At 61.2% G+C, this 14,484-nt stretch carries 23 protein-coding genes and 1 pseudogene; 11 read left to right on the top strand and 13 right to left on the bottom strand.

The genetic code is table 11. The features are described 5' to 3' along the window. Window positions 1-45 precede the first annotated feature (45 nt). Window positions 46-810 carry a meso-2,3-butanediol dehydrogenase gene (budC, locus tag LMTR13_RS13355; RefSeq protein WP_065728280.1) on the top strand — a complete coding sequence of 255 codons (765 nt, stop codon included), beginning with the start codon at window positions 46-48 and terminating at the stop codon, window positions 808-810. A gap of 261 nt (window positions 811-1,071) precedes the next feature. Here the strand turns inward: budC and LMTR13_RS13350 are convergent. After that, window positions 1,072-1,275 (bottom strand): annotated as a pseudogene (locus LMTR13_RS13350) (DUF6496 domain-containing protein); the annotation flags it as partial. 699 nt (window positions 1,276-1,974) lie between these two features. On the opposite strand from LMTR13_RS13350, the gene LMTR13_RS13345 reads away from it, so the two are divergent. The 3 genes from LMTR13_RS13345 (at window position 1,975) to LMTR13_RS13335 (ending at window position 4,778) form a co-directional block, all read left to right on the top strand. Beyond that, on the top strand, window positions 1,975-2,280 hold the full coding sequence (locus LMTR13_RS13345) for a hypothetical protein (RefSeq protein WP_065728279.1): 306 nt from the start codon (window positions 1,975-1,977) through the stop codon (window positions 2,278-2,280). 145 nt (window positions 2,281-2,425) lie between these two features. After that, complete coding sequence (locus LMTR13_RS13340; protein WP_065728278.1) at window positions 2,426-3,148, top strand: DUF72 domain-containing protein; 723 nt, start codon at window positions 2,426-2,428, stop codon at window positions 3,146-3,148. Between the two features lie 130 nt (window positions 3,149-3,278). Further along, window positions 3,279-4,778 (top strand): FAD-dependent oxidoreductase, encoded by a 1,500-nt coding sequence (locus tag LMTR13_RS13335; RefSeq protein WP_335622083.1) that lies wholly within the window; start codon window positions 3,279-3,281, stop codon window positions 4,776-4,778. A gap of 17 nt (window positions 4,779-4,795) precedes the next feature. Here the strand turns inward: LMTR13_RS13335 and LMTR13_RS13330 are convergent, their stop codons facing one another. Then, window positions 4,796-5,749, bottom strand: coding sequence for an NAD(P)/FAD-dependent oxidoreductase (locus LMTR13_RS13330; RefSeq protein ID WP_083219028.1), 954 nt, complete (start codon window positions 5,747-5,749; stop codon window positions 4,796-4,798). Between the two features lie 112 nt (window positions 5,750-5,861). Here LMTR13_RS13330 and LMTR13_RS41710 point away from each other — a divergent pair, with 112 nt between their 5' ends. Together LMTR13_RS41710 and LMTR13_RS13320 are read left to right on the top strand one after the other, a co-directional pair. Then, window positions 5,862-6,041: a CsbD family protein gene (locus tag LMTR13_RS41710; protein ID WP_065732655.1), complete on the top strand. Its 180-nt coding sequence runs from the start codon at window positions 5,862-5,864 to the stop codon at window positions 6,039-6,041. Window positions 6,042-6,091: 50 nt separating this feature from the next. After that, window positions 6,092-6,949 carry an SDR family oxidoreductase gene (locus LMTR13_RS13320; protein ID WP_065732654.1) on the top strand — a complete coding sequence of 286 codons (858 nt, stop codon included), beginning with the start codon at window positions 6,092-6,094 and terminating at the stop codon, window positions 6,947-6,949. A gap of 45 nt (window positions 6,950-6,994) precedes the next feature. Here the strand turns inward: LMTR13_RS13320 and LMTR13_RS13315 are convergent, their stop codons facing one another. Next, window positions 6,995-7,663, bottom strand: a complete 669-nt coding sequence (locus LMTR13_RS13315) for an NUDIX hydrolase (protein WP_083219026.1) — start codon at window positions 7,661-7,663, stop codon at window positions 6,995-6,997. A 64-nt stretch (window positions 7,664-7,727) separates the two neighbouring features. On the opposite strand from LMTR13_RS13315, the gene LMTR13_RS40715 reads away from it, so the two are divergent. Beyond that, a complete protein-coding gene (locus LMTR13_RS40715) occupies window positions 7,728-7,898 on the top strand; it encodes a DUF3072 domain-containing protein (RefSeq protein WP_156795609.1) in 171 nt (56 codons plus the stop codon). Window positions 7,899-7,988: 90 nt separating this feature from the next. Here the strand turns inward: LMTR13_RS40715 and LMTR13_RS13310 are convergent, their stop codons facing one another. From LMTR13_RS13310 to LMTR13_RS41705, 3 genes are all read right to left on the bottom strand, one after another. Continuing rightward, on the bottom strand, window positions 7,989-8,225 hold the full coding sequence (locus tag LMTR13_RS13310; protein ID WP_065732652.1) for a hypothetical protein: 237 nt from the start codon (window positions 8,223-8,225) through the stop codon (window positions 7,989-7,991). 82 nt (window positions 8,226-8,307) lie between these two features. Next, on the bottom strand, window positions 8,308-8,487 hold the full coding sequence (locus tag LMTR13_RS13305) for a hypothetical protein (RefSeq protein ID WP_156795608.1): 180 nt from the start codon (window positions 8,485-8,487) through the stop codon (window positions 8,308-8,310). 23 nt (window positions 8,488-8,510) lie between these two features. After that, entirely contained in the window at window positions 8,511-8,660 is a 150-nt protein-coding gene (locus LMTR13_RS41705; RefSeq protein ID WP_197521096.1) for a hypothetical protein, read from the bottom strand. Window positions 8,661-8,783: 123 nt separating this feature from the next. Between LMTR13_RS41705 and LMTR13_RS13300 the strand changes: the two genes are divergently transcribed. Together LMTR13_RS13300 and LMTR13_RS13295 are read left to right on the top strand one after the other, a co-directional pair. Continuing rightward, a complete protein-coding gene (locus LMTR13_RS13300; RefSeq protein ID WP_065728275.1) occupies window positions 8,784-8,978 on the top strand; it encodes a hypothetical protein in 195 nt (64 codons plus the stop codon). 129 nt (window positions 8,979-9,107) lie between these two features. After that, window positions 9,108-9,335 carry a DUF2188 domain-containing protein gene (locus tag LMTR13_RS13295; protein ID WP_065728274.1) on the top strand — a complete coding sequence of 76 codons (228 nt, stop codon included), beginning with the start codon at window positions 9,108-9,110 and terminating at the stop codon, window positions 9,333-9,335. Window positions 9,336-9,467: 132 nt separating this feature from the next. On the opposite strand, the gene LMTR13_RS40710 is transcribed toward LMTR13_RS13295, so the two are convergent. Beyond that, the gene (locus LMTR13_RS40710) at window positions 9,468-9,617 is read right to left on the bottom strand and encodes a hypothetical protein (protein ID WP_156795607.1); all 150 of its coding nucleotides are present in this window, start codon (window positions 9,615-9,617) and stop codon (window positions 9,468-9,470) included. 32 nt (window positions 9,618-9,649) lie between these two features. After that, window positions 9,650-9,994 (bottom strand): cupin domain-containing protein, encoded by a 345-nt coding sequence (locus LMTR13_RS13290; protein ID WP_065732651.1) that lies wholly within the window; start codon window positions 9,992-9,994, stop codon window positions 9,650-9,652. Between the two features lie 159 nt (window positions 9,995-10,153). On the opposite strand from LMTR13_RS13290, the gene LMTR13_RS39215 reads away from it, so the two are divergent. Both LMTR13_RS39215 and LMTR13_RS13285 read left to right on the top strand, forming a co-directional pair. Further along, window positions 10,154-10,381 (top strand): hypothetical protein, encoded by a 228-nt coding sequence (locus tag LMTR13_RS39215; RefSeq protein ID WP_083219025.1) that lies wholly within the window; start codon window positions 10,154-10,156, stop codon window positions 10,379-10,381. Between the two features lie 224 nt (window positions 10,382-10,605). After that, a complete protein-coding gene (locus LMTR13_RS13285) occupies window positions 10,606-10,818 on the top strand; it encodes a hypothetical protein (RefSeq protein ID WP_065728273.1) in 213 nt (70 codons plus the stop codon). A gap of 32 nt (window positions 10,819-10,850) precedes the next feature. Here the strand turns inward: LMTR13_RS13285 and LMTR13_RS13280 are convergent, their stop codons facing one another. The 5 genes from LMTR13_RS13280 to fdh3B form a co-directional block, all read right to left on the bottom strand. Further along, window positions 10,851-12,113, bottom strand: a complete 1,263-nt coding sequence (locus LMTR13_RS13280; protein ID WP_335622082.1) for a c-type cytochrome — start codon at window positions 12,111-12,113, stop codon at window positions 10,851-10,853. An 84-nt stretch (window positions 12,114-12,197) separates the two neighbouring features. Beyond that, the gene (locus LMTR13_RS13275; RefSeq protein WP_236843374.1) at window positions 12,198-12,584 is read right to left on the bottom strand and encodes a gamma-butyrobetaine hydroxylase family protein; all 387 of its coding nucleotides are present in this window, start codon (window positions 12,582-12,584) and stop codon (window positions 12,198-12,200) included. An 8-nt stretch (window positions 12,585-12,592) separates the two neighbouring features. Continuing rightward, entirely contained in the window at window positions 12,593-12,748 is a 156-nt protein-coding gene (locus LMTR13_RS41700) for a hypothetical protein (protein WP_197521095.1), read from the bottom strand. Window positions 12,749-12,783: 35 nt separating this feature from the next. Next, window positions 12,784-13,809 (bottom strand): formate dehydrogenase subunit gamma, encoded by a 1,026-nt coding sequence (locus LMTR13_RS13270; protein WP_065728272.1) that lies wholly within the window; start codon window positions 13,807-13,809, stop codon window positions 12,784-12,786. A gap of 67 nt (window positions 13,810-13,876) precedes the next feature. Continuing rightward, window positions 13,877-14,473 carry a formate dehydrogenase FDH3 subunit beta gene (gene fdh3B, locus LMTR13_RS13265; protein ID WP_028348819.1) on the bottom strand — a complete coding sequence of 199 codons (597 nt, stop codon included), beginning with the start codon at window positions 14,471-14,473 and terminating at the stop codon, window positions 13,877-13,879. Window positions 14,474-14,484 lie beyond the last annotated feature (11 nt).

Genomic DNA, 14,484 nt, shown 5'->3' with positions numbered 1-14,484 from the left:
TTTGCGGGAAGGCCGGTCGAATGATCGCTCCTCGGACGAGCGGACATGAAGCGCTTTGAAGAGAAGGTCGTCATCGTGACCGGCGCCGCCTCCGGGATTGGCGAAGCCACGGCGCGGCGCTTCTCGTCCGAAGGCGCATGTGTCGCTCTGGTGGATCGCAACGAAATGCTGCTGGCAGATGTCGCGAGGGACCTGCCGGCACAATTCACCTTGGCCCACCTGGCCGACGTATCGGATAGCGAAGCCGTCGACGCCATGATCGCGACCGTGGTGGAGCGCTTTGGACGGCTGAACGTCCTGGTCAACAATGCCGGCATCTACGAAGGTGGTGCCCCTTCCGAAATCACCAACGAACAATGGCGGACGGTGATGGCAACCGACCTCGACGGCGTCTTCTTCGGCTGCCGCGCCGCCCTTCCCCATCTCGAGAAGACGAGAGGCTCGATCATCAATACGGCCTCGGTGTCCGGAACCGGCGGCGACTGGGCAACGAGTCCTTATAACGCCGCCAAGGGCGCCGTCGTGAACCTGACACGGTCGCTGGCGCTCGACCTTGGCAAGAAGGGCATTCGGGTGAATTCCGTCTGTCCCAGCCTGACCCGGACCGGGATGACGACCGACATGATGGAGGACGAGGAACTGTTGGCCAAGTTCCGGGAGCGAATTCCGCTTGGGCGGGTTTGCGAACCGGACGAAGTCGCTGCCGTGATTGCGTTTCTTGCCAGCGACGATGCGAGTTTCGTGACCGGCGCCAATGTAGCGGTGGATGGCGGCGTTTCCGCCTCCAATGGTCAGCCATCGCTGGCTTAGAGACATCTCCGTTGGCTCTGCGCTGACAACAGGAACCTCGGTCAACCGCTCGCCGTTCTGATGGTCATCTCACGGACCGGGGGCGATGGAGCGGCGAAGACCGATGACACGAAAACCAACGTTCACCCGAAATCGAAAAATAATCTCGTCGTCCCGAAATTCGGAGCGCTATCGGCCTCGTGCGCTCGACGATTTCGGGGATGAACTGCTTGACGATTGGATGGTAGCGTGTCCCGTCGCCGACCTGGCGCGATCGGACTAGGACTTCTTCGAACGCTTCTTTGGTACCTTGGCGCCTCTCTTTCGGGCTTCGGACAGGCCGATTGCGATTGCCTGCTTTCTGCTCTTTACCTTCTTGCCGGATCGGCCGCTCTTCAGCGTGCCGGCTTTGCGCTTCTTCATGGCGCGGCCGACTTTCTTCGATGCGCCCTTTGAATACCTGCGCTTCTTTGCTTTCTTCGCCATCTTGCTTATCCTCGCTATTCAACAATTCGCACGGGACGCCACGCTGCCGGCGTCCGTGCGAACGGTCAGGCTACCAGCCTTCTGACGCTCTCCGATCGTCTTAATTGCTGCCATCTCCGATAGACCGGGCCACCACGAGCGTCGCGAGCAGGACAAGCGCAGCCACGATGCAAGATTTCATCGTCGGGCATCTTCCGGCTCACCACAGCACCTCCGTATCAATCGGCGATACTCCCCATGGTTCCTTTGCAACCCGCTTCGACACCAGCGGCAGGGTTTGGCCGCGTTTTTGCACTGCAGAAAATTCCCCGCGCGTCGAGGCGTAGCCGCAAGGCATATGTCGGGGATCGGACAGACGGCAACCCGGCAGCAGGCTACTCTCGCACCGAGGTAGCCAAGATGCTTGCCGACCTCTTACCCATCGAATGTCCGCGTTGCGTCAGATGCCTGACTCGAATGCGATTGGCCGACGCTGTCTTGGGCTCCGACCGTTCCGAAAAGCGAATCTTCGAATGCGCAAAATGTAACGCTACCGAAATCAGGTTCGTTGCAGATCCACTCGATTCAGAAGAACTGAACCGCCTGACAGACAACCTCAGGCCGCCGGCATGAACCTGACGCGGATTGCGATGCGGAAATGTCCTGCGCACTTGCGGCTTTCAGCGCCGTCGGCCTCTTAGACATATGGCTTGGATTTGAATGACGCTGCTGCCCGCGATTTTTACCCTGGATATCGGCGGAAGACCCACCCTCGCTTTCGAAGCCAGGAACTTGCGGGAATCCCAGCAGCTTTGCCACGAGCATTGGCTGCGTCAGGACATCGCCGGCCTGATGTCGAACGGTGCACCTCTATGGGATGGCAAGGCGAGGCTCCGGGCCCGACGCTCGACCCAGAACGAAATCGCCTTGTACCGCGAAGCCGCACGGGATGCCGCGCAGCCGCGGGAAGACCTGCTGCTGGCCTTTCTCGTGGAGCTGGACGACCTCGAAGAGGCGCCCACCTGATGTCGGAACAACTCAGCATCTCCGATCATTTTCAACTGATCGGAGGGCTTTGGAATGAAAGTGCTGGCGTGGCATGGCAGTGGCGACGTTTGCTGTGAGCATGAGAAGGACGGCTGCATCAAGGTCATGCTGAAGCCGTGATGCCATGCCGCGGGTCCTCATCGGCACTTCGGGTTGGCACTACGATTCCTGGCGCGGGCCGTTCTTTCCCAAGGGACTGCCGCTCAAGGAGCAATTGCAATTTTACGCCGGTCAATTCCGGACCACCGAATTGAACGGGGTATTTTACCGGACGCCGACGCCGGAAGCGGTAAAGGGCTGGCGTGCGCAGACGGGAAGCGATTTCGTATTCGCCTGGAAGGCATCCAAATTCATCACGCATTGGAAGCGGCTCTCGGAGAATTCGGTCAACAGCCTCGAACTGCTGGAAAGCCGCCTCTCCCTGCTCGGCAGGAAGGCAGGACCCGTGCTCTTTCAGCTACCGCCGAATTTCCAAGCCAACGCCGACCGGATTGCCTCGTTCTTCAAGCTGCTCTCGAAGAAGCGCCGGTACAGCTTCGAATTCAGGCATCCGAGCTGGTACGAGCCCGGGATCATCCGGCTGCTGCGCGAGCAAAACATCTCGCTGTGCATTTCCGATCATCATGACGCACCGGCACCATGGAAGCGCACTGCCGATTTCGTCTACGTCCGCGGGCATGGTCCCGGAGGCCGCTACAAGGATCACTATGGCGAGGCCGCCCTTGTCGACTGGGCCCGTCGCATCAGGTCGTGGAAAAGGCAGGGCTGCGACGTTTTCGTCTATTTCGACAATGACCAGAAGAGCGCCGCACCGGCCGATGCCCGGCGCCTGATCGAGCTGATCTGACACGCCCTGTCGCGGCCGAATCCGGGGAACCAAAGGCGTCGATCTGCCGTTGGCCTTCAAGTAAATTTTTGTGAGTTAACCGGGTTTTCGGATGAGTCATTTCGCCGATCGCCGTAGCAGGTCGCTATGGATGGACGTTGCGGTCGCCCCCAACGCAGCACCGCTGCAGGCCGACAGGGAATGCGACGTCGTCGTCATTGGCTCTGGCATCGCAGGAATCTCCACCGCCTACGAACTCGCGATCGAAGGCTCGCGCGTCATGGTGTTTGATCGCGGCGATATCGCCGGCGGCATGACGGCGCGAACCACGGCGCATCTCGGCTCGCCTTGCGATGATTTGACATCGGCGATGATCGGTCTGCGCGGCGAAGTAATTTCGCGCCTGTTCCATGAAAGCCAGGCGGCCGCGATCGATCGCATCGAAGCGGTGCAGAACACGGAATCCATCGATTGCAATTTTCGTCGACTCGACGGCTATCTTTTTCAGGCGCTCAACACGGATTCGAAAATCATCGAGGACGAGCTCGATGCCGCTCGCAAAGTTGCGGCGCCCGTCCATCGGCTGGTCGGCGTTCCCTTCTCCCACTGCGAGCAACAACACGTGTTGCGCTACCGGCGGCAGGGTGCGTTCCATCCTCTCAAGTATCTCAGGGGGCTTGCCGCGATCATCGAAGCGAAGGGCGGGACGTTCCACGCCGGAACGGTGGTCGAGTCCATCGAAGAACGTGACGATGGCAAGGTGGTCGTTTCAACCGGCGGCGGCAAGGTCGTTGCCGGCGCAGCAGTCGTGGCGACAAACTCGCCGATCGTGGATCGATTTGCCCTGCACACCAAGATGGCGCCCTATCGCACCTATGCAATGGCATTCTCGATCCGGAAGGGGACGATCCCGGACGCGCTGTATTGGGACACGCTGGATCCCTATCACTATGTGCGGCTGCAGCCGGGCGAGGAGCAGACCGACTACCTCATCGTCGGCGGCGAGGATCACAAGAGTGGTGAAGCCGACGATGCCGAGATCCGCTTTCAGGCCCTCGAAGCCTGGACACGCAACCTTATCCCTGCGACCCAGGAGGCCACCCACCGCTGGTCGGGGCAAGTTCTCGAGACCATCGACTATGCGGGTTTCATCGGCAGGAATCCGGGGAACGAGAATATCTACGTGCACACTGGCGATTCCGGCCAGGGCATGACGCACGGCGTGGCGGGCGCCATGATCAATGCGGCATTGATCCTGGGCCGCGACGCCAAATGGACCGAGGTCTACCAACCTTCGCGCAAGACCCCGGCCGCCATCGGCAATTTCGTGAAAGAGAATCTGACCCCGGTGAAGAATTTCGCCGAATATCTCGCGCCGGGCGAACTAAACTCGGTGAGCGACTTAAAGGCCGGACATGGCGCCATCATACGGCAGGGCCTCAGCAAGATCGCCGCCTATCGCGATTCCTCTGGCAAACTCTATACCCGCTCGGCCGCTTGCACGCATATCGGCTGCCACCTGCACTGGAATTCCTTCGAGACGTGCTGGGACTGCCCGTGCCACGGATCTCATTTCGCCATCGACGGGACGCCGCTCAACGCTCCCGCGGTAAGCCCACTGGCCGCGCACGACATAGAGGATAAGCCGTAGAATTCAATAACCGAGCGTCAGCGGAAATTGCGCGGTAAGCTATTGTGGATATCGGTGGCGGCGACGGCCGCGTGACCTGTTGCGACCGCTATTTGGTGCAGATCTGAAACGGCATCTCCGACGGAGTACAATCCCGGCACATTCGTGCGTTGATGTGCATCGACTTCGAGACAGCCGGTATCGTTGTGTCGAGCACCGAGTTTCCGTCCCAACTCGGACCGCACTTCACAGCCCAAGACCGGATAGATCACGTCGAACGCTTCGACTGTTCCATCGCTCAGGGACACGATCATTTGCTTGTCCTGCCTGCGGAAGCCTACCGCGCGGGCCTTGGGCAAGCGAATGCCTGCTTCCGACAACTCGCGGGAGAGCGGCTCGCCGCAGTCCTTGCCGTCCAGCGTCAGCAGCGTGATCTGTCTGGAAAAGGTGCGCAGAAACAGCGCTTTCGCACCCGCGTCATTAGCGCTGCCTAGCACACCGATGCGCAGGTCCGTTGCCTCGAACCCGTCGCATATCGGACAGTATCGAACCAGCCCATGGCCGACGGCCTCTCGCAGATCGGGATCGCCGAGGTCGCGATCGACCAATCCGCTTGCTATCACGGCCCGCTTTGCTCCGATGATTCCCCGGGAATATCTCGCCTCGAAGCCACCCTCAACGCGTTGCAGCTCCGCAATCCGGTCACCGATGATCTCGACGCCGTAGGTCCTCGCCTGCAAGGTGAGCGCTTCAAGCAGGCTTGTGCCGGTAACTCCATCCGCGAACCCAGGATAGTTGTGCGTCTCCGGAATCAGCGCTGCCCGGCTTTTCCCGCTATCGACGACGACAACTTTGCGCCGATACCGCGCCAGATAGATCGCACAGGTCAATCCCGCCGGTCCACCGCCAACGATCAGCGCATCAAGGCCTCCGGGTTCAACTCTTGGCACCACCTTCAGCGTTCTCCCTGGCGAACCAAGCAGGATGAGCATCGCAACGTTCCTACGTGCCGGCTGCGATGGGGACATCGGCATCCAGTACGTACAGGAACGAAGGCGGCGGTCGCACATTGATCTAGGCCCTACCACATCGCAGGTCACGATTATGGGTACCATTAAACGGACGACCCGCCGAGTTGCGGGGAAGACCAAGGAAGCCATCGCCGAAGTCGTCGGCGACGGTAAGTTGCAAGAGGAAGCCAAGGCAGAACAGCGCAAGAGCGAAGATGAGGACAAGGAACCCAGCTACCTCAATCCGTTGGGAAACCTCCACCGCCTCACCTAGCCATGGCGCCAAGGCTGCGGCGCCGGAGCCGCTTTCTGGAGAGAGATACGATGCTGCACTATCCACGCCCACCTTTTCCCAGCCAGCATCAGCCGATGCCGGGCACCACCGGCGCGATGAATCCGCTGCCTGACCATGGCGAAACTTCTTACAAAGGCAGCGGCCGGCTCAACGGTAAGAAAGCGGTCATCACCGGGGGCGATAGCGGCATTGGCCGCGCGGTCGCTATTGCGTTCGCCAGGGAGGGAGCCGACGTCCTGATCTCCTATCTCGAGGAGCACGACGATGCTCGCGAAACCGAACGGCTGGTGACGGAAGCCGGCAGAAAGGCCGTTCTTCTTCCGGGCGACATCCAGAACCCTGATCAGTGCCAGGCTGTGATCGCGAAAGCCGTATCGGAGTTCGGCGGCATCGATATCCTCGTCAACAACGCCGCACATCAGGCCAGCTTCAAGTCCATCGAGGATATCAGCGACGAGGAATGGGAGTTGACCTTCAAGGTCAACATCCACGCGATGTTCTATCTCACCAAGGCGGCCGTCCCCCTCATGAAACCGGGAAGCTGCATCATCAACACTGCGTCGATCAATTCAGATGTGCCCAACCCAAGCCTGCTGGCCTATGCAACGACCAAGGGAGCGATCCACAATTTCACGGCAGGGCTGGCGCAGATGCTGGCCGAGAAGGGCATTCGCGCCAATGCGGTCGCGCCCGGGCCGATCTGGACACCGCTCATCCCCTCGACCCTGCCTGAGGACTCCGTGAAGAATTTTGGCAAGCAGGTTCCGATGAAGCGCCCGGGCCAGCCTGTCGAATTGGCGACCGCCTATGTCATGCTGGCTGATCCGCTCTCCAGCTACGTCTCCGGTGCGACCATCGCAGTGACTGGCGGAAAGCCCTTCCTGTAATGAGCGAACGCTCGCACGGCCGGTGCTCGCTGTCGCGGCTTAGGCTTAGCCGGGGATATCCTGAATGCGGCTGCTCAAATATTGGATGAGAACGACCGTCTTTGCGTCGACGATTTCCCCGGTCGCGATCATCGCAGCAGCCTCTTCCAGCGTGGTCTCGACTATCTCGATATCTTCCCCCTCTTCCTTGAGGCCGCCGCCGTCGGACACCTTGTTCGCCGGTGAATAGGCGCAGGTGAAGAACACGACCTTTTCCATGATCGCGGCTGGACTCACATAAAGCTCGAACAATCGTTGCACATTCGTGATCTTGTAACCGAGTTCCTCCTGCATCTCTTTCACAATGCGCCGTTCGGCCTCCTCGCCATCGAGCTTGCCGGCGCACGCCTCCACGGTTCGCTCCATGCCGTCCCGCAAAAATACCGGCAGCCGCAATTGCCGGGTGAGCAGCACGGTCTTGCGGTCGGGATCGTAGGGCAGAATGGTGGCTGAATTGCCGTTGTCGTAAATATCGCGCTTGCGCTGTTGTTGTTCACCGTCGCGTCTGCTCTGCTCGTAGCTTACGCGGATCAGTCTGCCCTTCTCCTGAGCAATGGTCTCGACGTCGCAAATGCGCACGGTCTCGCCGTCCATTTTCATGGACTCTAAACGCTGTTGATCAGACTTCGATCCCCAGCCGCCGCCAGCGCGCGACCAACTGTCTGCGTCCGCCATCCGCGACGCAGAGACCGGAACGTGCCTCCATCCTCCAGGTTAGTCAGACATAAAGGAGGTCACCATGGTTCTGAATGCCCATACCGATCCGATGACGGAAGAGCAAAGGAAAGAAATTAAGCGCCTCTGCGACGCCGCTGACATTCCCGACAAATCCGGTGAATTGCTGACTCGCTCGGGTGCCCAGCAGATGATCGAGGAGCTTCGGGGCAAAGCCGCAGAGCACCGGGCATGATGTGAACGATCGAAGCCTGCCTGCCCCAGAAGCGCCTTTGGTTGAAGCGACTCCTTAACCTGCGCTCGCCGATACGAACAACGAGCGTCATCAGGCCGAGGCAAGCACCGGATGTTCGGACTGGTGCCGCCTGAATTGCTGATAGGCCGTGATCGCCTTGTTGGCCAGCATCAACCGCCGCCGCTCGCCACGCCGCACCATCAATTCTATCGTGTCACTGAGGAAGCGCCCGGCCACCATCGCATCGCCCAGCTCTCCCGTCCGCTCGAGATAGTCCCAGGCGATTTCAATCGAACTCTCTATCAACAGGGGCAGTGGTTCCGTCATCTTTGCATCCAACCATTTCTGGAAGAACGCCCGGCAGCAATCTCCGTTCCTGCAGTAGCGGAGGAGGCCGTCACTGATGCGCTCACGGCCCTCCTGCCACAGCTCCCGCAATCACCATCGCCAGGTCGTCCAGATCGATCTTGCCCTTGACGACGAGATCTTCGGAGTCCTCGATTCTCAGCGACTGCGGATTATTCGCCGCTTGCCGTTTCAGCTCAGCTACGATTGCTTCCTTCAGTTTCTCTTCAAGCATCTGCAGCATTTCCATCCATCCCGCGGCCCGGGCTAATGGGTGTTGGTCTCATGCCATTTTTCCAAGTCGATTTTTGACGACGACCGTTGGTCCTTCTCAGGCTTCTCCTTCCACGGCTTGTCAGTTTGCTTATGCGATCCCCAGTCGGTCTGCTGGCGCGGATCATCGGTGGGCTTGCTCATTTGGACACCTCCATAATGGGAAGCGGAAAGCGCGGGATTTAGTTCCGATGAATCGGTGGACACTGGGTTCCAACGTCTAGAACCGTGCAGACAGCTGGGGTTCCAGCCTCTTAAGCTCTCCGAATGGACAAAAAGAAGGTCGAAGATCGGCCCCAGCAGGACCTGCATATGGAAGCGCTGGCTGCGCTGGAGCGGGCACGGGCCATGCCTCATGGTCCTGCGCGAAGCGAAGCCTTGAAGCGCGCAGGCCTCCTGCAGAACGCGGCCGACATGCAGGGGCTGACATTCGCCAAGCGTGGACGTCCCCCGAAAACCTGAGCAACCTACAAGCCAGGCTAGCCCCGTAGCCTGTACTTGCGTGCGCGCGTGACGCGCTGCCAACGGCCACTGGATCGGAACCCGGCAACGGGTATCCACGTTGCCCTTGCGAACAATAGGGAGGCTCAAATGGGATTGGCCGAATACATGATCGTCTCCGAGCCGGACGGCTGGACGGTCCTCCATGACGGCAACGCGCCGCACAGATACGATACGAAGGAAGCAGCCTTCGAAGCGGCCGTCGCGGCCGCGTCGCTGGCGATCCGCCAAGGGCACGAGATTCATGTCAGCGTCCCCGGTCGCGACGCCGGCAACAAGACCGCACTCGGCGCCAAGGACTCGCAAGGCGTCCAGTGATTGATGCGATCCCCAGTCCGGCGCAGGCGATGTGGGGATATAGAATCATAGCCCGAATGAGCCATCGGGCGCGCATCGCGCGACCCGTTGCCTCACCGGGGGTACGAAGCCGTCACTCCTTGTCTGCAAAGCTCAGCCCTGGTTCTCCCGATACCGCTGCTTCACGATTTCATCGCCGGCCCGCGTCGCAGCCCTGTTGCGGTAACGATAGCTCAGCGTCCCATAGATCAGCGCGGTAAGAAGCACGAACGCTCCGATGAAATAGACTGCTTCGAGTCCCATCACGTTCTCCCAAATTCCTGTTGTGTGCCCGGCTACGCTTTAGCTTCGTCGCGGCCATGCACCTGCGCGGGCGGCGCGGTTGCCTCCACGGCCGTGAACGGCTCGAGGATGCGATAGCTGTGTTCGGCATGCGCAGGCACCAGCCAGGAATCGCCCGGCTCCAGCTTTATGGTCTGGCCCTCGATGACAAGTTCAGCACGTCCATTCATGACGTATCCCACCGTTTCATAATCCCTCCGGTTTGATACGTCGGTTTGCGGCTTCTCGTTTTCCCATAAGCGCATCGAGAGGCGCTTGCCGGAAACGAGATAGGTTTGGCCCATGTCCCCTTTCGGGGCAGTCTTGCTGGACACTTTCTTGACGGTGCTGTCGCTCATCTGGCGCTCCATCTCGCTGTACTTGAGTCAAATCGGGCGCGGCACTGCCAGTTCCACCTGGTGCTTCAATTTGACCGGGTTTCTGGGCGGACGTAGGGGAACACGGTTCTCCAGTTAGCGTTGCCGGCTTGCAGAGCGTGAAGGTGTCGGGAGGATTCGATGAGTGACTTCAGAGACACTCAGCATGGCGTCAACGATCCCGTTGACGGCGTCGACGTGAAGCGAAGATTCAACGACAACCAGACGCCACACGAACGCGCCCAGTCCGCAGCAGACGTCCGCGCCAGCGCCGCTCCCGATTCAGGCGAAGAGTTCCTCCCGGAAGCGCTGCGGCGCCGGCCAACGGGTCCGCTCAACCCCCGGACCGGTCGTCGCCCGACCCCGTAAGCAAATTCGCTTCAGGCGCAATTCATGAGAGGCGCGCTGCCGTCACAATTTGCGAGACTCAATTCACACAGCGTGGAAGCTTCGCCCCGCGGCGCGCGATGGAACTCAAGGCACTTCGCTAAAAACAAGATCGTGATAGGTGATACAGACCACATTCGCGCGTGATCGTTGGTCGTAGTGCAGTGGTGCCAGCCACATTGCATATCGAACCAACGGAGTTTTCCATGAAGCATCTGTTGATTTCCGGATTCGTGGCAGTCGCCCTGCTCGCTGTCGCAACCACATTGCGCTCGTATTCAATTTCCAACGAACGTCCTACGGTAACCACTGGCGTGGCGTTGTCGAAGAAATCTCCGGCCTCCGCGGGCGTCACCAAGCTTCCGATCGAGGAGTATGAGGATATGTCGCTGGTCTTTTCGGCCCCGACGAAGCATTGACGAAGGCGGGATAATCACAGCGTCGATCGGCCCTATCGTTTCGTCGCCCGCTCGAGGAATTGCACCAGCGCGGCGCGGTCCTGCTCCGAGCCGATACGCTGCTCCGGCATCTTGGTGCCGGGCGTGTAGGCCTGCGGCCCTACTTCGAACAGTTTGGAAACCGTCTCCGGCGTCCAGACGATATCGAGGCGCTTGAGCGCTTCGGAAAAATTATAGCCGGGCGCGGTTGCAATCCGTCGGCCGAAGATGCCGGCGAGCGTCGGGCCAGCGCGGTTGGCCTGATCGGCGCCGAGCGTATGGCAGGCGACGCAGGCACGGAACACCTCGGCACCGCGATCGCCGGCATAGGCGGCGAGCGGATCGCCTGCCGTTTCCACGAGAAGCGGATCGACCGGCTCGCCCGTCGCGGCGTTCCAGCGCCGGATGATGTTATCCGCGCCGCCCGTGAGCAGCGTGCGGCTGTCGCGCGAGAATACGACCGACCAGACCGGAAGGCCGGGGCCGACCAGCGTGCGCGCGAGCGTACGCGCCTTGCGATCGATCACCCCGACCGCGCCACCGATGCCCGCCGCGGCCACATGCGCGCCGTCAGGTGAAATCGCAATCGAGATCACCGGTCTTGACCCTGCCGCAACCTCGCCGGTCCGCACGCCACCGGCGGTCAGGAAGTAAACCTTGCCGTCGGCGCCGCCGACCGCGATTTCACCGTCAGCGCCTGCGGCCACGGCGTTGAGCGGTGTCGGCATCGGAACGACGGTCGGCGTTTGCGCGCCCGACAGCGGCCAAATGCGAACGCTGAGGTCGTAGCTGACGCTGACCAGGGCGCGGCCATCGGCGGTGAACGCCACCCCGTTGACATTTTGCGTATGCTCATCGAGCACGCGCGGCGCGCCGCCTGCGAGCGGCCAGAGCCGCACCGTGTGATCCCATGAGGCCGACGCGAGCGTCGCGCCATCAGGCGATACGGCGAGCGCCACGATCGGCGCGGTGTGGCCCTCGAGTACCGCGTCCGGCTCTGCCTTCCCAAGGGTCCAGAGTGCAATGCGGCCGTCGGCGCCGGCGGTCGCGGTACGTCCCTCGCCGAGCAGCGCGACCGCGTTGACCGCATCGGAATGGAAACGAAGCACCTGCTCGGCCGTATTGCGCGTCAGCGACCAGCGGATCACGGTCGAATCGAAGCTGCCGGAGATGGCGCTTTGACCGTCGGCCGAGATCGCCAGCGCCCGAACCGGCCCGCCATGCCCGCGCAGTTGTGCGACGGCGGACGTTGCACCGATCGGTAGCGCGATCAACACGGCTGCAAGCGCCAGAAGCGCTGATCCGCCTCCCTTGCGACATGAAGCTTTCGCCGAATCCCTCGATGCCATTCCCGCGGGCCCTCAGCGTACGCCCGGCCTGTCGCGGTCGAGCCCCTTGGCCTGCAGGTCGTCGAGGTAATCCTGAAAGCGCCGCTCGGCATTCTCACCGAGATCGCGCAGGAACGCCCAGGAGTAGATGCCGGTCGCGTGCATGTCGTCGAACCCTATTCTGATGGCATAATTGCCGACAGGATCGACCGAAAGAATGGTGACATTACGCTTGCCTCCGACGGTCTTGCGCTCGGCCTCGGAATGCCCCTGCACCTCGGCCGACGGGCTGGTGACCCGGAGCAATTCGGCGGAGAGCTCGCATATGCGGCCATCGTCGAAGGCAACGCGCAAGGTGCGACGATCCTTCGGCAGGCGGATTTCGACCGGCCACGCCAGCTTGACGTCAGGCGCGCCCACCGCCGGCGTCAGCTCGGGCCGATCAGATTATGGCCGGGATCGCCAACCCTGGCGCCCGTGGTCGTAAAGGCGACGGAGCTCGACTCCTGAACGTTGTTGAGCACCATCGCGACGCCGACGGCAGCGACGATGGCAAACGCCAGAGCCGCAACAAAGGATTTCATGTCACTTCCTCACGTTTGACTTGAGCCGCGCCACATCACTCGGCCGGCACTGCGCGGGCCGGGCTGTCCGATGGAGCTTCGCCCTTTGCCTGCTGTTCCTTGACCCAGATCGCGTGATGCTCCTTGGCCCAGTTGAGATCGACCTCTCCGGTTCCCATGGCGTCGAACGCCCCCTCCATGCCGATCGAGCCGATATAGATGTGCGCCAGCATGGCGGCGATGAAGAGCATCGCGATCACGGCGTGGATCACCGTCCAGAACTGGAGCGCCGTGACGTTGCCCGGAAGATACGGGAACAGCAGGAACCAGCCGGACACCGACATCAGCACGCCGCCGATGATCACGATCCAGAAGATGCCTTTTTGTCCGGCGTTGAAGCGCTTGGCCGGCGTATGATGTCCCCTGGAGAAGAAGCCACCGCCTTCCCTGATCCACTGCAGGTCGAGCTTCCCGGGGATGTTGTCCTTGATCCAGATCACGAACATGATCGCGATCCCCAGCATGAACGGGAATGCCAGGTAGTTGTGCGCAAGCTTGGCCCAGGCCGACATGGCCGCAAAGGCGTCCGCGCCGAACAGCGGCAGGATCAGGGTGCGTCCGAAGCTGACGTTCAGACCCGAGAGCGCCAGAACGATGAAACAGCTTGCCGTCAGCCAGTGGGTGAAGCGTTCGAAGCTGGCGAACCGCAGCATCGTCTTGCCCGAAAACCCGTCCTCGATGCGAATCCGGCCGCGCACCATCAAGAAGATCGCGAGCACAGCCAGCATGCCGAGGATGGCAATGCCGCCAATCCACGGCAGCTTGCTGCGTTGGAAGTCGCGCCAGTCGCGCCCGGCGGGCTGGATCAGGCTGGCAGCCATCCCGTCGGGGATCGTTACGCGCCCGGAGATCTTGTCGCCCTCCTTCAGTGCGTTCAGGAGCTTGTCTTCCTGAACGGCCTCGGCGGTCGGCTTGAAGGAAATCTGCGCGGCCGCGGGCTGTGCGAACACGAACAACAGCGCGAGCGCGGCAAGCAGCGGCTTGAAAACAGCGAATTTGAGATTTGAAAGAGAGCCTGGCATTTGCACAACGCCTTTCGGTTATCGGAATTACCCTGATGCCGCCGCGCGGAGCGCGGCGGCCGTTGCATCAGCCGGTCGGTGAATCGCTGTAGGCGGTCTTCCAGCCCCACATGCCCGAGCCGTAACCGCGCTTCATCACCCGCTCCTTGTAGATCTCGGCGATGATCGCACCGTCGCCGGCGAGCAGCGACTTGGTCGAGCACATCTCGGCGCAGATCGGCAGCTTGCCTTCGGCCAAACGGTTGGCGCCGTATTTGGCGTATTCTGCCGGCGTCGAGTCGGCTTCCGGCCCGCCTGCGCAATAGGTGCACTTGTCCATCTTGCCGCGCGAGCCGAAGTTGCCGACCTTCGGATATTGCGGCGCACCGAACGGACAGGCGTAGAAGCAGTAGCCGCAACCGATGCACAGATCCTTGGAGTGCAGCACGACGCCATCGGCGGTGGTGTAGAAACACGATACCGGGCACACCGCGGCGCACGGGGCATCCGTGCAGTGCATGCAGGCCATGGAGACCGAGCGTTCGCCGGGCTTGCCGTCATTGATGGTGACGACGCGGCGGCGATTGATGCCCCACGGCACTTCATGTTCGTTCTTGCAGGCCGTCACGCAGGCGTTGCACTCGATGCAACGGTCGGCATCACAAAGAAATTTGACGCGAGCCATGATCTATTCTC

The sequence above is a fragment of the Bradyrhizobium icense genome (assembly GCF_001693385.1).
Taxonomy (GTDB): domain Bacteria; phylum Pseudomonadota; class Alphaproteobacteria; order Rhizobiales; family Xanthobacteraceae; genus Bradyrhizobium; species Bradyrhizobium icense.
The sequence above is the reverse complement of the archived record's forward strand: the minus strand, read 5'-3'. Positions and strand labels throughout refer to the sequence as shown.